Origin of the sequence: Algoriphagus zhangzhouensis (assembly GCF_900148515.1) — a bacterium.
Taxonomy (GTDB): domain Bacteria; phylum Bacteroidota; class Bacteroidia; order Cytophagales; family Cyclobacteriaceae; genus Algoriphagus; species Algoriphagus zhangzhouensis.
In genome coordinates this window covers 80640-99383 of the sequence record NZ_FRXN01000006.1, presented here as the reverse complement: position 1 = coordinate 99383, position 18744 = coordinate 80640, and the positions used below count along the sequence as shown (strand labels likewise).

General features: G+C 40.0%; 21 protein-coding genes. 11 read left to right on the top strand and 10 right to left on the bottom strand.

All coding sequences use genetic code 11. From position 1 onward, the window contains the following. The first annotated feature begins 21 nt into the window (after positions 1 to 21). Both BUF13_RS18255 and BUF13_RS18250 read left to right on the top strand, forming a co-directional pair. Complete coding sequence (locus BUF13_RS18255) at positions 22 to 1269, top strand: DUF349 domain-containing protein (RefSeq protein ID WP_073573487.1); 1248 nt, start codon at positions 22 to 24, stop codon at positions 1267 to 1269. A 77-nt stretch (positions 1270 to 1346) separates the two neighbouring features. Continuing rightward, positions 1347 to 1568 carry a DUF2795 domain-containing protein gene (locus BUF13_RS18250; RefSeq protein ID WP_008202749.1) on the top strand — a complete coding sequence of 74 codons (222 nt, stop codon included), beginning with the start codon at positions 1347 to 1349 and terminating at the stop codon, positions 1566 to 1568. A gap of 40 nt (positions 1569 to 1608) precedes the next feature. Here the strand turns inward: BUF13_RS18250 and BUF13_RS18245 are convergent, their stop codons facing one another. The 5 genes from BUF13_RS18245 to queA all read right to left on the bottom strand — a co-directional run bounded on the left by BUF13_RS18245 (position 1609) and on the right by queA (position 6203). Then, the gene (locus BUF13_RS18245) at positions 1609 to 2331 is read right to left on the bottom strand and encodes a LytR/AlgR family response regulator transcription factor (protein ID WP_073573264.1); all 723 of its coding nucleotides are present in this window, start codon (positions 2329 to 2331) and stop codon (positions 1609 to 1611) included. Next, a complete protein-coding gene (locus BUF13_RS18240; RefSeq protein WP_073573263.1) occupies positions 2328 to 3368 on the bottom strand; it encodes a sensor histidine kinase in 1041 nt (346 codons plus the stop codon). The genes BUF13_RS18245 and BUF13_RS18240 overlap by 4 nt, the downstream gene beginning before the upstream one ends. 28 nt (positions 3369 to 3396) lie before the next feature. After that, complete coding sequence (locus tag BUF13_RS18235) at positions 3397 to 4233, bottom strand: LiaF transmembrane domain-containing protein (RefSeq protein ID WP_073573262.1); 837 nt, start codon at positions 4231 to 4233, stop codon at positions 3397 to 3399. 134 nt (positions 4234 to 4367) lie between these two features. After that, positions 4368 to 5045: a 2-C-methyl-D-erythritol 4-phosphate cytidylyltransferase gene (locus BUF13_RS18230; RefSeq protein ID WP_073573261.1), complete on the bottom strand. Its 678-nt coding sequence runs from the start codon at positions 5043 to 5045 to the stop codon at positions 4368 to 4370. Positions 5046 to 5153: 108 nt separating this feature from the next. Further along, complete coding sequence (gene queA, locus BUF13_RS18225) at positions 5154 to 6203, bottom strand: tRNA preQ1(34) S-adenosylmethionine ribosyltransferase-isomerase QueA (RefSeq protein WP_073573260.1); 1050 nt, start codon at positions 6201 to 6203, stop codon at positions 5154 to 5156. Between the two features lie 127 nt (positions 6204 to 6330). Here queA and BUF13_RS18220 point away from each other — a divergent pair, with 127 nt between their 5' ends. Beyond that, positions 6331 to 7578 carry an ABC transporter permease gene (locus BUF13_RS18220; protein WP_073573259.1) on the top strand — a complete coding sequence of 416 codons (1248 nt, stop codon included), beginning with the start codon at positions 6331 to 6333 and terminating at the stop codon, positions 7576 to 7578. A gap of 69 nt (positions 7579 to 7647) precedes the next feature. Here BUF13_RS18220 and recA read toward each other — a convergent pair whose 3' ends face one another. Further along, the gene (gene recA, locus BUF13_RS18215; RefSeq protein ID WP_073573258.1) at positions 7648 to 8676 is read right to left on the bottom strand and encodes a recombinase RecA; all 1029 of its coding nucleotides are present in this window, start codon (positions 8674 to 8676) and stop codon (positions 7648 to 7650) included. Between the two features lie 175 nt (positions 8677 to 8851). Between recA and BUF13_RS18210 the strand changes: the two genes are divergently transcribed. From BUF13_RS18210 to tsf, 8 genes are all read left to right on the top strand, one after another. Beyond that, positions 8852 to 9640: a DUF3108 domain-containing protein gene (locus BUF13_RS18210; RefSeq protein WP_073573257.1), complete on the top strand. Its 789-nt coding sequence runs from the start codon at positions 8852 to 8854 to the stop codon at positions 9638 to 9640. Positions 9641 to 9789: 149 nt separating this feature from the next. Next, on the top strand, positions 9790 to 10482 hold the full coding sequence (locus tag BUF13_RS18205; protein ID WP_073573256.1) for a response regulator transcription factor: 693 nt from the start codon (positions 9790 to 9792) through the stop codon (positions 10480 to 10482). Positions 10483 to 10484: 2 nt separating this feature from the next. After that, a complete protein-coding gene (locus tag BUF13_RS18200; RefSeq protein WP_073573255.1) occupies positions 10485 to 11570 on the top strand; it encodes a sensor histidine kinase in 1086 nt (361 codons plus the stop codon). Between the two features lie 70 nt (positions 11571 to 11640). Further along, the gene (locus BUF13_RS18195; RefSeq protein ID WP_073573254.1) at positions 11641 to 12351 is read left to right on the top strand and encodes an RluA family pseudouridine synthase; all 711 of its coding nucleotides are present in this window, start codon (positions 11641 to 11643) and stop codon (positions 12349 to 12351) included. Positions 12352 to 12519: 168 nt separating this feature from the next. Next, positions 12520 to 12963, top strand: coding sequence for a 50S ribosomal protein L13 (gene rplM / locus BUF13_RS18190; protein WP_073573253.1), 444 nt, complete (start codon positions 12520 to 12522; stop codon positions 12961 to 12963). Positions 12964 to 12975: 12 nt separating this feature from the next. Next, positions 12976 to 13362 carry a 30S ribosomal protein S9 gene (gene rpsI, locus BUF13_RS18185; RefSeq protein WP_073573252.1) on the top strand — a complete coding sequence of 129 codons (387 nt, stop codon included), beginning with the start codon at positions 12976 to 12978 and terminating at the stop codon, positions 13360 to 13362. A 39-nt stretch (positions 13363 to 13401) separates the two neighbouring features. Then, positions 13402 to 14163 (top strand): 30S ribosomal protein S2, encoded by a 762-nt coding sequence (rpsB, locus tag BUF13_RS18180; RefSeq protein ID WP_073573251.1) that lies wholly within the window; start codon positions 13402 to 13404, stop codon positions 14161 to 14163. Between the two features lie 179 nt (positions 14164 to 14342). Beyond that, a complete protein-coding gene (tsf, locus tag BUF13_RS18175) occupies positions 14343 to 15170 on the top strand; it encodes a translation elongation factor Ts (protein ID WP_073573250.1) in 828 nt (275 codons plus the stop codon). 123 nt (positions 15171 to 15293) lie between these two features. Here the strand turns inward: tsf and BUF13_RS18170 are convergent, their stop codons facing one another. The 4 genes from BUF13_RS18170 to BUF13_RS18155 all read right to left on the bottom strand — a co-directional run bounded on the left by BUF13_RS18170 (position 15294) and on the right by BUF13_RS18155 (position 18741). Beyond that, complete coding sequence (locus tag BUF13_RS18170; RefSeq protein ID WP_073573249.1) at positions 15294 to 16493, bottom strand: phosphoglycerate kinase; 1200 nt, start codon at positions 16491 to 16493, stop codon at positions 15294 to 15296. Positions 16494 to 16589: 96 nt separating this feature from the next. Then, positions 16590 to 17555, bottom strand: coding sequence for an L-threonylcarbamoyladenylate synthase (locus BUF13_RS18165; protein WP_073573248.1), 966 nt, complete (start codon positions 17553 to 17555; stop codon positions 16590 to 16592). Then, positions 17555 to 18268, bottom strand: coding sequence for a tetratricopeptide repeat protein (locus BUF13_RS18160; RefSeq protein ID WP_073573247.1), 714 nt, complete (start codon positions 18266 to 18268; stop codon positions 17555 to 17557). The genes BUF13_RS18165 and BUF13_RS18160 overlap by 1 nt, the downstream gene beginning before the upstream one ends. A gap of 32 nt (positions 18269 to 18300) precedes the next feature. Continuing rightward, on the bottom strand, positions 18301 to 18741 hold the full coding sequence (locus BUF13_RS18155; RefSeq protein ID WP_073573246.1) for an acyl-CoA thioesterase: 441 nt from the start codon (positions 18739 to 18741) through the stop codon (positions 18301 to 18303). Between the last annotated feature and the right edge of the window lie 3 nt (positions 18742 to 18744).

The following is an 18744-nucleotide window of genomic DNA, read 5'->3' as shown; positions in this document are numbered from 1 at the left end:
CACCTAACCTACTGTAGAACAATGGAGCATCCGTATGGATACATTAAAGACGATAAAGTTTATTTGAAGGGATTTCTTGGAACAGCAGATAGGGAGATCGGTGAAGTAAAAGAGGACGAAGCCTCTACCCTAGCTTATTTTGAAAGTCGCTTTGAGCAACTGAAAGAAAAAGTAGAAAAGCTCAAGACCGATATCCAGGAGAACCAAAACAAAGGCTCTTTTCTAATGAAATTGATTCACCTTCGTGATTCACTCTATGAATCAGACGCTTTGGGTGACTTTATCCCTTTGATCGACGAACTGAATCAACAAGAAGAATTCCTCAACGAGATCATTCAGGCTAACCGGACCAAAAATTTGGAGGTTAAGCAGGCTTTGATCCTAGAGGCTGAATCCAAAAAAGACGACACGGACTGGAGAGAAACCACTGAATTTTATAAAGAGCTAAAATTGAGATGGATCAAGACTGGACCGGTTGAAAAGGAAATTCAGGAAGAAATCGAAGCACAATTCAATGATTCTGTGCAGCATTTCTTCGAAAATAGAAGACATTTCTATGAAGGTCTGGCACTTCAGGCTGAAGAAAACATCAAAGTATACGAAGCTTTGGTAGTTCAAGCACGAGAAGCACATGACCTTCCCGACGCTAAAATGGCTTTTGAAATCAGTAAAAAAATTCAAAAGGAGTGGAAATCTGCCGGGAAAGTTCCTGCTGAAAAAAGACAACCACTTTGGGATGAGTTTTCCAGACTGAACAATAGAATCTTCTCAAGATATAAGAGAACCCTTAATCCAGGCCCTCAAATGCATCCGCGCGAGGTCATGAAAAAAGTAGAGACTTTGACTGACGAAATCAAAAGATTAGCTGGCCAACCTACTACTCCTTCTTTGATCAATCGTGCAAAGGAAATCCAGCAAGAGTGGAGAAAACTTCCTCCTCGCAAACCAAAAGATGCGAATTTATTAGCCAGGTCATTCCAGTTCTTCTCAGATATTGTATTTGAGAAAGCATTCTTGGAGAAACTGGTTCATGGAAAATATGCTGATTTTGATGAAAAACCAGAAGCCGAACAGATTCAGATCAAAACAGCTTTGTTGAAGGATTTGCTTCACAGGGATCAAACTGAATATGATACCGCTCAAGGAAATTCTGATAATTTTCAGACTAGAAGTAGCGACTTTGAAATCATGATGAAGAAAAAACTATTCGGTCTGAAAAGAAAAGTTGACGTAAAAAATTATATTTTGAAGCAACTTTCTTTTAAATAAATCAGTACACGATTACATATTTAAAAAAAAAGATAATTTTGCAACCTTAAAATCCGGAACACCTTAAAATAAACACTATGTACTGGACACTTGAACTAGCATCCTACCTTGAGGACGCTCCCTGGCCAGCAACCAAGGATGAGCTTATTGATTACGGAATCCGATCTGGAGCGCCACTAGAAGTAGTGGAAAACCTTCAGGAATTGGAGGATGACGGAGAGCCCTATGAAACGATTGAAGAGATCTGGCCGGATTATCCGACGAAAGACGACTTCTTCTTCAACGAGGACGAATATTAAATACAAAGCACTGCCCCGATCTCAATCGGGGCTTTCTTTTTTATAAACCCAGCACTTGTCTGAGTCTTGCATATCCTGTCTTACTCACCGGAAGCTTTTCTCCATTTTTCAAAAAGACCAAATAGCTATCTCTTTCATACGGCTCAATCCTCGTGATCTGATTCAAATTCAACATATAAGAGCGATGAATCCTTGCAAACTGATCTGGTGACAAAGATTCCTCCAAAGACTTCAAGGTCATCTTTTTTAAAAACTGACCGGAATCTGTATGAATTGCGATATAATCATCCTGAGCTTCAAAATACATCACCTCAGAAACAGGAATAATTTTAATTTCATTCTTTACGCGGACCACTAGGCGATTACTCTTCTCAGCCATATCTTGAATCCCAGAAGTATCGATCTCTTTCTCTTGAGTGCTTAAAAACCTCTCAATGGCCTGTCTAAACCTATCCTGAGAAAAGGGCTTCAGTAAATAATCTACAGCCTGCGCATCAAAAGCTTTTAAAGCATACTGATCAAAGGCCGTCGTAAAAATAACAGCAGGCGGCTCATCTAACAATTCCAGCAATTCTAATCCCGTAATTTTGGGCATTTGCACATCCAAGAACAATAAATCCGGTTGGTGCTTTTGAATCGACTTCATCGCTTGAAAACCGTCCTCACATTGATCTACAATTTCAAACTGGGGAAACTCGGCTAAAAACTCCCTTACAATTCCAGCGGCCAAAGGCTCGTCGTCTATAATTATGGTTCGAATCATTTCAATTGTGGAATTTTAAGTTGCACCAAAAATTTATTACCATGAATATCTTTCTTCAATAAATCCATCCTTCCAAATATCAAATACAACCGTCGTTCCACAGAACTCAATCCAAATCCAGTTCCTTTCACCGCCGGAGCTTCTGGATCAAAGGGGTTTTCAATAATTATTATTAAATAATTCTGCTCTTTCCTTGCTTCTAGATAAATTTCTACCGGACCAGTAATCCCATAAAGCCCATGTTTGATCGCATTTTCCAACAATGGCTGAATCAATAACTGAGGAATAAGCATTCCCAAAACTTCTTCCTCCACATTAAAATTCACCTGAAGTCGATGACCAAATCTTACTTTTTCAATCTCTAGATACATTTGAAGGTATTTTATCTCCTCCTCTAGCTTAACCCAGGATTGTAAATCTTTTCTAATTGTACCTCTTAGAAAGTCTGAAAGCTGCAAAACCATTTCTCTTGCCTTTTGCGGCTGAGACACAACCAATGCATTGATAGAATTCAAACTATTAAATAAGAAATGTGGCTGCAATTGTTGACGGATCTGATATAGCTCTGACTCCTTGGAGAGCTCTACCATATGGAGCTCTCTCTTTTGAAGCTCTTCTTGTTGCTCCAACTTGGACACTACTATTGCTAGTAAAGTCACCATTATTTCTACAATCGCTAGGATCAACCAACGAAGCAAAAAATGATTCCGGAGGAGATCCTTATAAGCCAGATCCTCTGAGAAAATCCATTGCAAGAAATATCTATGAAACAAGGCTCCAACCAAACTTAAAACAAGTGGAAGGATGAGTAGTAGCCAAGTATTTGCCCCTTTGGGAATATAGGAACTGAAAATCCGATCTAGAATAAATATGCTCCCAATGAAAATCAAAGAATAGATAGCACCGTCACCCAAAGCCACCATCCATTCAATCCCGTAAAAATGAAGAATGACAGATGTAGCAAGGAGCCAGATAATTCCGGCTCCCTGAATGATGAAATTCGCTTTATTTGGGGTAGAAAAGGCCTTAGAAAACAAAACGTTTGCTTTTAGCTAGGGAAGGTCGTTAAAATGATTTGATTTCCAAACCGCCGAATAGGATGGTTCCTTTCAATACTAAAACCTTATCCGGATCAACTTCCGCCTGGCGATAAATTCGCTTATCCTCAATTCCTGCCGCGATATTGGTCACTTCAGTTCTGACATCCCAATGAGGTGGCACCACCAATTTCATTCCTCCAAAGATCACATCGACCTGAACAGTCACAACGCCATTCAAATCTGCCTGACTCAAGTCCAAATCAACGCCTCCCATGAAAGCAGTCAACTTTCCACCCTGAAAATTCTTTGATAGTATTCTTTTGCTCACTCCACTTAGGATCGCATCAATATTTACACTGTCAGAGTAAGAGATTCCAGAAACTCCTCCCATTCCCGTAGAACTTTTAGAGTAATTCGTTTCGGACTCGACTTTGGCATCCTCCACATTTTCCGAGGAAAATTTAGACTCTGTACTAGATTGGTATGTTTTCTTCCTCATTTGCTCCTGCACATTGTCAATCACGCGTTTCTCCTTTTGCTTTTGGGTCACTAGATAAATCCCCAATAAAATCAAGCCTACAGGGAATACATAGCGTTCTATCCCTAAGTCAAACCCAAATTCTCGTTCGACCAGGAAATAAAGCCCAAAACCCAACATCATAGCCCCGAAGAAAGACTGAAACTGATGTTTGATCAAAACGACGATACCTACCCCTACCAAAATCATTGGCCAGGACAATACCCAATCAGGGAAATAAAAACCTAGCTTTCTTAACAAAATAAGAACACCAACACCTATAATAATGAACCCGAAGACGATACCACCGTCGTTACTGGATCTTGGATTAGAAAATTTTCCCATTGCTTTGTCGATTAATGATACCCAAATGTATCATCGAGCTCCTGAAGCTCGAATCTATAATCGACTAAAGGCTCAAAAAGTCGGTAAAGCCACCGAAAAAGTCGGTGAAAATTCATCAAAAAATTTGACCGCCCTTACTTTTTCAAGCTTAATAGAAACTCCGCGTAATCCATATCTTCAGGAGTAGTGATTTTGATATTCTCTGGATTTCCAGGAATCAAACTGACTTGCCAGCCTTGATGTTCATAAACAGTCGCATCATCTGTGAACTGAGGAATCTCGGTTACCCGAAAAGCCTTGCGGATCTTCTCTAGTTGAAAAGTCTGTGGAGTCTGAACTAATCGAAAATATTGTCTCTCTTGATAAAATGACTTTCCATCATCAGTCAGTTTTCGAATGGAGTCTTTCAAAGAAATCACTGCAATTCCACTCCCTGATCTTTCTGCTTCCTCAAAACTTGACTCAATCACTGAAGGCTTTACAAAAGGCCTTACTCCATCGTGAATAGCAACCAATCCCTCTTGAAAAGTGATTGCATTCAATCCATTTTTTACGGATTGAAATCTGGAATTCCCGCCAGCCACAACTTGATGAAGAATTTTGAATCCAAAAGTCTCAACCAATTCATTCCAATAGTCAAAATCGAGTTCTGGAATCACCAAAATCAATTCCGTTTCCGGATCCACTTTATAGAACACTTCCAAGGTGTGCATCAGGATCGGTTTTCCTCCTATGGGTAGATACTGTTTGGAAATTGGCCCTCCCATTCGAGTTCCCTTTCCCCCTGCCACTAAAACTGCAGCTTTTCTCATGGATTGAATTTTTGACAAAAGTATCCCTTCGGGACTACTGTCTGATTAAGCATGAATTATCAAAAAGTGAAAATACAAAAAAAGCTCCCTTTTGGGAGCTTCTAAATATTAAAGGATCAACATCGCATCCCCGTAGGAGAAGAATCGATATTTCTCTTTGATTGCTTCCTTATAAGCTTTCATGATCAAATCATATCCTCCAAAAGCTGCTGCTGTCATCAACAAAGTTGATTCTGGCAAGTGGAAGTTGGTGATCAAAGCATTTGCAATTTTGAACTCGTAAGGAGGAATGATGAATTTATCAGTCCATCCGCTGGAAGCCTTTAATCTTCCATTTGCAGTCACTGATGATTCAATGGTTTTCAAAGATGTGGTACCTACTGCTACCACTCTCTTTTTGTTATCCAAAGCCTCGTTCACCAAGTCAACAGTTCCATCTGGAATATCATAATTCTCAGAGTCCATTTTATGCTTAGTCAAATCTTCTACGTCAACTTGACGGAAAGTACCTAAACCAACATGCAAAGTAATTGGAGTTACCTCTACGCCTTGAAGCTCTAGTCTCTTCAACAAATGAGGAGTGAAGTGCAAACCAGCAGTTGGAGCAGCAACAGCACCTACATTCTTAGCAAAAACAGTCTGATATCTATCTCTGTCTTCCGGCTCGATCTTACGCTCGATGATTTCTTTCAAAAGAGGAGTTTCTCCCAAACTGTCAATTGTCTTATGGAACTCTTCTTCAGTTCCGTCAAACAAGAAACGGATAGTTCTACCTCTAGAAGTGGTGTTATCAATAACTTCAGCTACTAAATCAGAATCACCGAAATACAACTTATTTCCTACTCTGATTTTTCTCGCTGGATCTACTAATACATCCCAAAGTCTCAATTCAGGGTTCAATTCACGAAGAAGGAATACTTCGATTTCTGCACCTGTTTTTTCCTTGTTCCCGTACAGTCTCGCTGGGAAAACCTTGGTATCGTTGGTTACAAAAACATCACCCTCACCGAAGTAATCAATAATGTCTTTGAATGATCTATGTTCGATCTCACCGGTTTTCCTGTGAACCACCATTAGGCGGGATTCATCACGATTTTCAGTCGGATATAATGCAACAAGTTTCTTTGGTACGTCAAATTTGAAATCAGATAATTTCATAGAGAAGCTTTAGATGTCTGAGCTTGATTTGTTTGATTTAGAATTACTCTAAAAAATGCAAAGATAATAACATAATGTCCAAAAACCTCTATCTTGATGAATTGTTTTAACCAACTATTATAAAAGCATGTTGTTTTTGCAACTTACTTGGGAAAGTTTTCGATTCGCAGCTAATGCTCTGAGCTCCAATCTCACTAGGACGATATTGTCCCTTCTGGGTGTAACGGTGGGGATTTTTGCCATTATTGCTGTTTTCACACTCGTAGATTCCCTAGAAAATAATATTAAATCCTCTTTTTCTTTTTTGGGAACAAATGTGATGCGGGTAGACCGTTTTCCATTTGCATCAGGACCTCAGGATTATCCTTGGTGGAAATATTTCAGAAGGCCACCTGGAACAATGGCGGAATATAAATTCATGCAGGAAAGATTAAAATCTGCAGAAGCAGTTACCATCTCTGCCTCTGCAACAGCAACCGCTCAAGCTGGGAGTAATGCATTCCAAGGAATGCAATTAACAGGCGTAGCTTACACTTACCAAGATGTGTACGAAGTTGCGCTAGAAGAGGGAAGATATTTCTCCGAGATGGAAATCAATTCTTCCAGAAACCTGGCAATCATTGGTAAAACAATTGCAAATACCTTATATCCAAACCAACCCATCATTGGTAAAGAAATCAAAATCAAAGGAATGAAATATGTGGTGATCGGAGTGTTTGAGGAAGAAGGAGAAGGATTATTCGATCTACCATCCAAAGATGAAGCTTGCTTGATCCCTTATGGAGCATTTACCAAAATGTTCTATACCGGAAGAAATGGAATTGAGCCTACTATTGCTGCCAAAGGAAAAGAAGATGACATTGGCTTAGTCGCTTTGGAAAATGAAATGATGGGAATCATGCGTGCAAAACGTGGCTTGAAACCTACCGAAGAAGACAATTTCTCTTTGAACAAAACCGAATTTATCCAAAATGCCATCGGGTCCATTTTTGATGTGATCTCAGCTGCAGGTTGGGTGATCGGTGGATTCTCAATTCTGGTTGGGGGATTTGGTATCGCTAATATCATGTTTGTTTCGGTTCGAGAAAGAACCAACATCATTGGAATACAGAAATCTTTGGGGGCCAGAAACTATTTCATCCTATTCCAATTCTTGTTCGAAGCGGTATTCTTGAGCTTAATTGGAGGAGGTACTGGAATCCTACTAGTTTATTTCCTGAGTTTTATGCAGCTCGGAACTTTGGAACTAGTGCTTTCCTTTAAAAATATCATGTTGGGATTAGGTGTATCCTCAATCATTGGAGTAGTATCCGGGATTATTCCAGCGACATTGGCAGCTAGACTTGATCCAGTTGAAGCCATCAGAACGGCTTAATTAAGCCTTCAAAAAATAAAAAAGGGTTACTCAATGAGTAGCCCTTTCCATTTTATAACCTTATCAATTTTAATCTTCAATCTCAACAGAAGGATCTGCAGCCATTAAACCAGAAGCAGCCTTGATTTTCAGTTCCAATTCCTCCATTAATTCTGGATTATCCAAAATCAAATTTTTAACAGAATCTCGTCCTTGACCAAGTTTCTCACCATTGTAAGAGAACCAAGATCCAGCCTTCTTAATAATGTCAAACTCAACTCCCAAGTCAATGATTTCACCGACTTTGGAAATCCCCTGACCATACATGATATCAAACTCAACCACTTTGAATGGAGGCGCCACTTTATTTTTCACCACCTTCACGCGAGTTCTATTTCCTAGAATATTATCAGCACTTTCTTTGATTTGACCGATTCTACGGATATCTAAACGAACGGAAGCATAGAATTTCAAAGCATTACCACCAGTAGTAGTCTCAGGATTCCCGAACATTACACCGATTTTCTCACGAAGCTGGTTGATGAAAATACAAGCACAACCAGTTTTGTTGATTGCTCCGGTCAATTTTCTCAAAGCCTGAGACATCAATCTTGCTTGAAGTCCCATTTTGCTTTCACCCATTTCGCCTTCCAATTCACCTTTCGGTACCAAAGCCGCCACGGAGTCAATGACGATAATATCAATCGCACCAGAACGGATTAAATGCTCAGCAATTTCTAATGCTTGTTCACCATTGTCTGGCTGGGAGATCAAAAGGTTCTCAGTATCGATACCTAATTTTTCAGCATACACCTTATCAAATGCATGCTCAGCATCGATAAAAGCAGCCAAGCCACCAGCCTTTTGAGCCTCGGCGATACAATGCATAGTCAATGTCGTTTTACCGGATGATTCAGGTCCGTAAATCTCAATCACTCTTCCTCTAGGTATCCCTCCTACTCCCAATGCCATATCCAAGCCCAAAGAACCTGTAGAAATTGCAGGAACATCCTGAACTTTATTATCGCTCAGTTTCATTACCGTACCTTTCCCGTAAGTTTTTTCCAGCTTATCAATTGTTAATTGGAGAGCCTTCAGTTTTTCTGCGTTATTACTCATATTTATAAAATTATTAGAATCAGATATTGAAGTTAAAGATTGCAAAGCCCTTAATCAAGACTTTAGATTTATTGATTTCGAGAGGCAAATTCGTATTTTTAGCCACTATTCGGCACGCTTTTTCGTACATATCAGTAAAATACCCAGATTTTGTCAGGTATTGTCAAAAAAACTTATGAATAGCCCAAAATTACTCACCCTAATTCTATTTTTCTTCCTCACAGGAACTGTTTTCGGACAGACTCCTCAGGCTGAACCCTTTACTTTTGGGGAGGAGTTAAATTTCGAGGTGAGTTATGGTTGGTTCAACCTGGCAGATGCCAAAATGCAGGTGGCAAAAAGACCGCACAAAGAAAATGATAAATCACACTATCAAATAGACGTTTTCGGCAAAACAAAGGGCGCAGCAACCATTTTCGGGAAAGTCAATGACAATTGGGGCACTATACTGGACATGGATACCAAGTACCCCATTCAATCCTATCGCCATATCGAAGAGGGAAACTATCGTAAGCATGAAAAGGTGCACTTCGATCAAAAAAACTACGTTGCTTTGATGCAACTTTTTGATAAGGAAAATAGAAATCTGAAGGAAGAAAAGGAGTTCGAGCTTCCAGGTCAAGTTCAAGATATAGTAAGTGGATTTTATTACTTGAGAACTCTTGATCTAAAGGATATGAAGAAGGGGGATCAAATAATTATCCGTGGATTCTTCGATAAAGAAATATATAACATAAAGTTAATCTACGAGGGCTCTGAAAAGCTGGATACAGAAATCGGCGAGAAAGACACTTACATTTTTTCACCCCAAATTCCAAAAAACAAACTCTTCAGGGGTGAATACCCAGTGAAAGTCTGGGTCACAAAGGATCAGAACAAAATCCCGGTTAAAATTAAGGCCAACTTATTCTTGGGCTCTTTGAATTTAGATCTGAAGTCAGCAAAAGGACTTAGATACAATTAAGAAACATAGGATAATAATTTCTTAACACTAGCGGCCAAAAAGTTTACTTTTCCATACAATCTACATTAAATCGCCCCTATAGCATCCATTATATTTGGCTGCTATCTTCAAATATTCCTTAATTTTACTCAACTATTAAGACAAACTCCATGGGCGACAAACAGAAAATCAAGGTCTTGGTCGTAGATGACGAGCCGGACATTGTTGAGATTCTCAAGTACAACCTCCAAAAAGAAGGATATGAAGTAGCGACAGCTGAGGATGGTATCAAAGCAGTAAAAACTGCTACTAAATTCCAGCCAGATGTCATTCTTTTAGACATCATGATGCCAAATCAAGATGGCGTCGAGACCTGTCTTCAGATCCGTCAGATTCCAGAACTTAAAAACACCTTTATTATATTCTTGACTGCAAGGATGGAAGAATATTCTGAGGTGGCTGCATTTGATGTCGGAGCGGACGACTATATCACCAAACCTATCAAACCAAGAGCTTTGATGAGTAGAATTGCCGCCCTGTTCAGACGAGAGTCTAAAAAAGAACAAGAGCAATCTCAAATCAAGATTCGTGATTTGGTTATCGACCGAGGCAGCTATACAATCGAGCAATCCGGAAAAACGATCACCTTGCCGAAGAAGGAATTTGAATTATTGTATTTCCTAGCCAAAAACCCTAATATGGTATTCAGTAGAGATGAGCTTCTTCAGAATATTTGGGGATCTGATGTATTTGTATTGGCTAGAACAGTCGATGTGCACATCAGAAAAGTGCGGGAAAAAATCGGAGATGACTACATCACTACAGTAAAAGGTGTAGGATATAAATTCGATTTGGGCTCCTAAAAATGCTTGCAACCTCAAGAGGTATTTCATTAGTATTGGCACTTGCCATATCAGCTTTGGTGGCTGCATTCCTTTCTTTGATGGATGACGCCACCACTTTGCTTATATTGGTTGCAGGTGCTTTATCTTTTTCCGCCTCCTATTTATTAATCAACATTACACTAGAGTTTCTGGTTTTTAGAGAAATCGGAAACATCTACTCTTTATTGGAAAAGATCCAGAAAAAGGACCTTTCCGAAATTGCCAGCAAAACTTCCAAGTCTTCCATCTCTCCTTTGAGGAAGATTAATTCTGTCATTAACTCATACGCATTAGCAAGACAGAAAGAAATCGACACACTTCAGAAAAACGCCGAATTTAGAAGGGAGTTTATTGCAGATATTTCTCACGAGTTGAAAACTCCGATTTTCGCTACCCAAGGCTATATCCATACACTTCTAGACGGAGCAATGGATGACAAGCAGGTAAGAATGAAATTTCTGAAGCGGGCTGCGAAAAGTCTGGACTCTCTTGATATCTTGGTTCAGGACCTTTTAACCTTAAACCAAATGGAGAGCGGGGTGATCAAATTTCACTTTTCGGACTTCGATCTAAAAGAAATCATCGAAGAAGTGATCGATGAATTGGAACATAAAGCTTCCAAAAGAAAGGTCAAGATCAATTTCAAATACGATCCTGAGAAGAGCTTTATCACTCATGCAGATAGACAGAAGATTTACCGGGTTTGCCAAAACCTCATCTTCAATGCTGTTAAATACAATCATGACGAAGGAGAGGTCAAGATCAATCTAAAGGCTCAGAAAAACCATATTCAGGTAGAAATCAAAGACGATGGACAGGGTATACCTCCGGAGGATTTGAAAAGGATTTTTGAAAGATTCTACCGCGTAGAAAAAAGCCGAAACAAAAAAGAAGGTGGAACCGGCCTGGGACTGGCAATTGTCAAACATATTCTGGAAGGTCATAAAAGCAAGATCTCTGTAAGCTCCACTGTAGGAAAAGGTTCTATTTTCAGCTTTTCATTGCCTTTGTCAAAGTCAGCAAATCAGGAAGAAATCACCAAAACAGACTCTTCGAACTTGAAATAAATCAAGTTCATTTTTTTACTCCTTAAATTTCTCCTAATTTTGCAGCCTCTTTGAAGAGGCAGGAGAATCCATGAAGAAAATAGATTTTCAGAAACTTATACTGTTTGAAAACGAGGATTACCTGGTGATCAACAAGCCGCCTTACCTTTCGAGCTTAGACGATAGGCATGAGGCGCAGAACATTTTGGACCTTGCCAAGGATCACACAGCAGATGCCCAGCTGTGTCACCGATTGGACAAGGAAACATCCGGATGTCTGGTGATCGCTAAGAATCCAGAGGCCTACAGGCACATGGCCATCCAGTTTGAAAACCGGAAAGTCAGCAAAATCTACCATGCGGTTGTCGACGGGATCAAGGAATACGATCATTTGATGGTAGACCGGAATCTACTCGCTTCAGCAAAAGGAGTCGCCAAAGTCAGCAAAGATGGCAAGCCTGCTCAGACGATCTTCCATACAGTGAAGACTTACAGAGCACATTCTTTGATCGAGTGCAAGCCGATTACAGGCAGATTGCATCAGATAAGAGTTCACTTAGCCTATTTGCAGTCTCCCATTTGTGGAGACGAACTATATGGTGGCAAACCTTTATACCTTTCTTCGCTCAAGCGCCGCTTCAACCTTAAGAAGGACACGGAGGAGTTACCGATTATGCAACGCGTTTCATTGCATGCATTTACGATTGGGTTTGAGGGACTAGACGGAAAAGAAATTACTGTCAACGCTCCTTATCCAAAAGATTTTCAGGTTTTGGTACAGCAGTTAGAAAAAACTAACTGATAATCAGACCCGAAAAGCAGCAATAAATTCGGTGTTTTCAGGCTAAACCTATGAAAATTAGGTAGTAGCCTTGGAAATATTTTGCATAGAAAATAAAATACTTCTATCTTTGTGTCCCTTTTTGGGGGTCGAATATATTTAACAAGCTAAAAATTAAACAGTTACACAGTGGATACTTTAAGCTATAAGACCGTATCGGCTAACAACTCGACAGTAGATAAGCAATGGGTGATTGTGGATGCCCAAGCTGCAGTGTTGGGTAGAATAGCCAGTGAGGTAGCGAAAATCTTAAGGGGAAAAAATAAGCCTAGCTTTACCCCTCACGTAGATTGTGGTGACAACGTCATCGTAATCAACGCAGACAAAGTCAGATTGACTGGTGACAAGTGGGACTCAAAAGTATATGTACGTCACACTGGTTATCCTGGTGGTCAGCGAATCACTACTCCTAAATTGTTGAAAGAGAAATCTTCAGCGATTCTAGTAGAGAAAGCTGTCAGAGGCATGCTGCCTAAAAACAGATTAGGAAGAAAATTGTACGGTAACCTGTACGTGTATGAAGGATCTGAGCATCCTCATGAAGCACAGCAGCCAAAAACCATCACTCTTTAATCGACTTAATTCATGGAAATGATCAACAAAATCGGTAGAAGAAAGACCTCTGTAGCCAGAATTTACATGGCTCCAGGAAAAGGAAACATTACCGTAAACAAACAAGCACTAGAAGTTTACTTCCCATTTGATCTTCATCAGATCGTCGTGAAGCAGCCTCTTACTCTAGTTGGAGAAGACGGAAACTACGACATCCAGATCAATGTAGATGGTGGTGGTATCAAAGGACAAGCTGAGGCAGCTCGTATGGCTATCTCTAGAGCTTTGTGCGAATTCAACGAAGAGCACAGAAGTCCATTGAAGAAAGAAGGTTTCTTGACTCGTGACCCTAGAATGGTAGAACGTAAGAAGCCAGGACGTAGAAAAGCAAGAAGAAGATTCCAGTTCTCCAAGCGTTAATTGGCTATTTTCTCTCAACAATAGAAAACAAACAGATTCATGTCAAAAATCGAATACAAAGACTTACTGGATGCTGGTGTTCACTTCGGACACTTAACGAGAAAGTGGGATCCCAGAATGGCTCCATATATTTTCATGGAGAAGAACGGAATCCATATTATCGACCTAAACAAAACGCTTGCCTGCCTCGACGAAGCATCCGCTGCAGTTAAGCAAATCGTACGCTCCGGCAAAAAAGTAATGTTCGTTGCTACAAAAAAACAGGCTAAAGACCTAGTAGCAGCTGAAGCTCAACGTCTAAACATGCCTTACGTAACCGAAAGATGGTTGGGTGGTATGTTGACTAACTTTGCAACAATCCGCAAATCCTTGAAGAAAATGTCTGGCCTTGATAAGATGATGAAGGAAGACTCTTTCAAGAACATGGCAAAGAAAGAGCGTTTGATGATCTCTCGTCAGAAAGACAAAATGGAAACTGTATTGGGCGGTATCGCTGACCTAAGCAGACTTCCTGCTGCTCTTTTTGTAGTAGACATCAAAAGAGAACACATTGCGATTGCCGAAGCACAAAAGCTTGGTATCCCTGTTTTCGCATTGGTAGATACAAACTCCAACCCTAACGAGGTGGATTTCCCAGTACCTGCTAATGACGATGCATTCAAATCAGTAAACTTGCTAGTTAAAGCTTTCGGTGCAGCTATCGAAGAAGGTCTTTCTGAGCGTAAGAAAGACAAAGAAGATGCTAAACTTTCTGAAGAGGAAGAAGCAAAAAGAGCTGTAGATACTGAGGACAAAAAGTAAGGTCCAATTGATTTGATATAATTTTAAAAAATTGAACATCTGGCTCAGGTCGATGTTCAATTTTTTGTTTTTGCCTGATATTTGATTTTTCAACAGCAGCAAAAACACCACTAGGCAGCTTTGCTTAGTATTACTCCTAAGAAAAATATAATCGTTTAATCTATAAACAGATCCTAACAATGGCAATTACTGCACAAGAAGTAAACAAACTGAGACAAATGACCGGTGCCGGTATGATGGACTGCAAAAAAGCTTTGACTGAAGCCGAAGGCGATTTCGACAAAGCTGTAGACATCCTCAGAAAAAAAGGTCAAAAAGTATCCGCTTCCAGAGCTGACAGAGAGACTAAAGAAGGTGTTGTAGTAACTACTGTATCCGAAAATGGTGCTAAAGGAACTATCCTTTCTTTGACTTGTGAAACTGACTTCGTAGCTAAAAACGAAGAGTTTGGAGCTTTCGCAACGACTCTTTTGAACTTGGCAGTTGAGAAAGGTGCTACTTCTGTTGAAGAAATTATGGCACTTCCTTTCGAAAACATCACTGTAGCTGAGAAAATCGTAGAAATGACCGGTAAAATCGGTGAGAAAATCGAAATCTCTCATTACGAAGTAATTTCTGCTGAAGCTGTTGTTCCTTACATCCACTCTAATGGTAAATTAGGTGTATTGGTAGGCTTGACTAACATCGGTGGTGATGTAGAAGAAGCTGGAAAAGACGTAGCAATGCAAATCGCTGCTATGAATCCAGTTGCTTTGGACAAAGACGGTGTTGATGCTACTACTGTACAGAGAGAAATTGAAGTAGGTAAAGAGCAAGCTAGAGCTGAAGGCAAGCCAGAAGCGATGTTGGAAAAAATTGCAATGGGTAAATTGAACAAATTCTACAAAGAGAATACGTTGTTGAGCCAGCAATTTGTAAAAGACAGCAGCAAAACTATCGCTCAATACTTGGACGGTGTTAGCAAAGGAATGACTGTTTCTGCATTCAAAAGAATCTCTATCGGATAATCATACCGATCGAATCTATATCAAAACCCTTCTGGAGAAATCTGGAAGGGTTTTCTTTTGTATTACCAAAAATAAAAAGGTCACCGTTTCCAGTGACCTTCATTTATTATATTTTATAAGTCCTTAAGGCTCCAAAGCAGCTACACCTGGAAGAACTTTCCCTTCCATATGCTCTAGCAATGCTCCACCACCTGTAGAAACGAATGAAACTTGCTCTCCAAAGCCGAATTTGTTTACTGCAGCAGCAGAGTCACCTCCACCGATCAAAGAGTAAGCGCCACCTTTTGTAGCTTCAGCTACAGCCTCAGCAACGGCCTTCGTTCCTTTATCGAATGAGTCCATTTCAAAAACTCCCATTGGACCATTCCAAAGGATAGTTTTGGACTTTAAAATCGTCTCAGCAAAAAGCTCTCTGGTCTTTGGTCCGATATCCAAGCCCATCCAGCCATCAGGAATTTCACCCTTATTGGCCAAACCTTGCTCCGCATCATTTGCAAAAGCTTTAGAAATCACTGTATCCAAAGGCAAAATCAGATTTACACCTTTTGCCTTAGCCTTTTCCATCAATTCTAGTACGAAATCCAACTTATCAGCTTCCAACAAAGAATCACCGATTGTTCCGCCTTGGGCTTTTGCAAAAGTATAAGACATACCTCCACCGATAATCAGGTTATCCACCTTGTCCAAAAGGCGTTCGATGATCAAAATTTTATCAGAAATCTTAGCACCTCCCATGATAGCAGTGTATGGTCTAGCTGGATCACCCAATACCTTGTCCGCATTTCTCAATTCGGAAAGCATCAAATAACCACAAACTTTCTCAGTGAAAAACTGTGCAATTACAGCTGTAGAGGCATGGGCTCTGTGAGCAGTACCAAATGCATCATTTACATAGATATCACCCAGAGAAGCCAATTTCTTGGCAAATTCTGCATCTCCTTTTTCTTCTTCTTTGTAGAATCTTAGATTTTCCAAAAGCAAAACTTGACCTGACTCTAGTCCAAGTGCCAATTCTTTCGCTTCAGAACCAATACAGTCTTGAGCAAACTTTACTGGACGGCCCAAAGCTTTCTCCAATGCTACTACGATATGCTTCAAAGAGAATTTATCTTCAGGACCATTCTTTGGTCTTCCCAAGTGGGACATCAAAATCACAGAACCACCATCAGCCAAAATTTTGTTAATGGTAGGCAAAGCAGCCTGAATTCTCGTATCGTCAGTTACATGAAAGTGCTCATCCAAAGGAACATTGAAATCGACACGGATTAATGCTTTCTTCCCTTTGAAACTGAGGTTATCTACATTTTTGATTCTAGGATTCATAAAATAGGATAGGATTGTTATTCAAAATAGGCCTGAATTTATCAAAGTTTTAAGCAAAAAGCGACAATCTGAAATGATCTATTTGCAAAGATCAACTTAAGCCTTGACAGAAGCTCTCTGCAAACGGTCATTCATGGCTTTTCCCAAACCCTCGTTTGGCATCCATTCTGCCAAAATAACATCAAGGTTTAAGTCATCTAAAGAACGCATTGCTGCAAATAATTTGGCTGCTGCTTCTTTTAGATCTCCTATCGCACTTAATTGAATTTGATCCAACTCTGGAACTTCTCTAAAAATTTGACTCAATGTCAAAACTCCTACTTTTTGTCCTTTTTCTAAAAATTGAGGCAATAAGGAAGCAACATCTCCAACGATAAAGGGTTTTCGAGGCGCATAATGGCTCTCAAGGAGACCAGGAGCACTTGGATTACTGCTGCTATGGGTTTTTACCTTGACAGTCCCTATAACAGCCTCAATCTCTCGGATATCCAAACCACCTAAGCGGTAAACAATAACTTCCCTTTCCTCAATACCGACTATGGTACTTTCTAAGCCAACTTGACAAGGGCCACCATCTAAAATATAAGGAATTTGGTCTCCCAGCTGCTTATTGACATGCTCTGCGCTTGTTGGGCTGATATAACCAAAAGGATTTGCACTAGGTGCCGCTAGCGGAAAATCCAGTGTTTTTAGCAGTTCCAAAGTCAAAGGATGTGAAGGAATCCTTACCGCCACACGATCCAAGCCTGAGGTTACGATATCAGGGATAATAGACTTTCTAGGCAATAGTAGAGTCAAAGGACCTGGCCAAAACTTTTCAGCTAATAGAGTCAAAGACTCTGGAATTTCCTCTACCCACTGATTGATCTTGTCAACCGAATCAGTATGAATAATCAGAGGATCAAAAGAAGGTCGGTTTTTTGCCTCAAAAATGGAAGCTGCGGCGTCTGGATTCAGCGCATTGGCTGCCAAACCATAGACAGTTTCTGTAGGTATGGCTACCAATTCCCCTTTTTCCAAAAGGCTTTTTGCTTTGGCAATATCTTGACCTATTTCAGCCATTATTCGCAGAAATCCTCAATCCAGGATTTAGCCTCTGTATAACCTAAAGAAAGTGCCATTTTCAAATCAGCACATCCAGCTTCCTTTTCTTGCTCACCCAAAGCACTCATACGAGTTACTCCCAACAAATAATAAGCTGCGGCATTTCTACCATCCAAATTCACAGCGTTTGTCAAGGATTCCATTGCTCCCAAAGGATCATTGTTCCCAACCTGGGCTTTTCCTTTATTGAAATAAACTAGCGCTTGATTAGGGTTTACTTGAAGAGCCGCATCAAAATCCAAAATAGCATCTTCGTATTCTTCCATTCCGAGAAGAGCTAGTCCACGATTGTAATAGATATCTGTTTGTGCAGGATCTAGGCCATTGGCCATATTGTAATCAGAAACCGCTTCTTTGAAATTGCCCAGTTCTAAATTAGCATTTGCTCGGTTGAACCAAGGCTTGTAAACTGATGAATCGGCTTCTACAGCAAGTGTGAAAACGGGGATTGCTTCTTGATATTTTTCCTGTTGGAAAAGTGCGACACCTTTTGCATTCAAAGCGGTTGCATTGCCTGGATTTTGTTCCAAAGCTCTATCAAAATATCCGATAGCTTCGTTCCAAGCTTGAGAATCCATCTTCTCAATTCCAGCTTTCATCAACTCCTCTTCACTTGGGCTACAAGAAAACAAAACCAGGGCTGCAAGAGCCAAACTCAATAAATTTCTCACGTGTCTGCTAATTTTGGGGCAAAGATAGGGAATCAAGCCTGTTTTTCAGGCTGATTTAGCAATTTCGCCTTGTAAAGTTCTGGAACTGGAGTTGGCTTCATAGTTTTCATATCCACAGATACCATGGTACAGATGCATTTTGCAAAAACCAGATCATTTTCAGATTCTGAATTTCCCACTAGGTATTGCTCCAAAACAAAAGAGGTATTCCCCACTCTGGTACATTTCACCAATGCCTTGACTTGATCTTCCAAATGAATAGGTCGGAAATAATCCATTTCCACTCGAGCTACCACAGCACCAATCTTCATAATATCCCATTGGCATCTTTTGTGTAAAAATTCAGCTCTGGAGTGTTCGAAATAATTGAAATAGATCCCATTATTGACATGTAGATACCCGTCGATATCAGAAAAACGAATCTGAATTGGAGTAGAGAAATCAAAGGAATCTAAGGAAACGGAATGATTCATTAG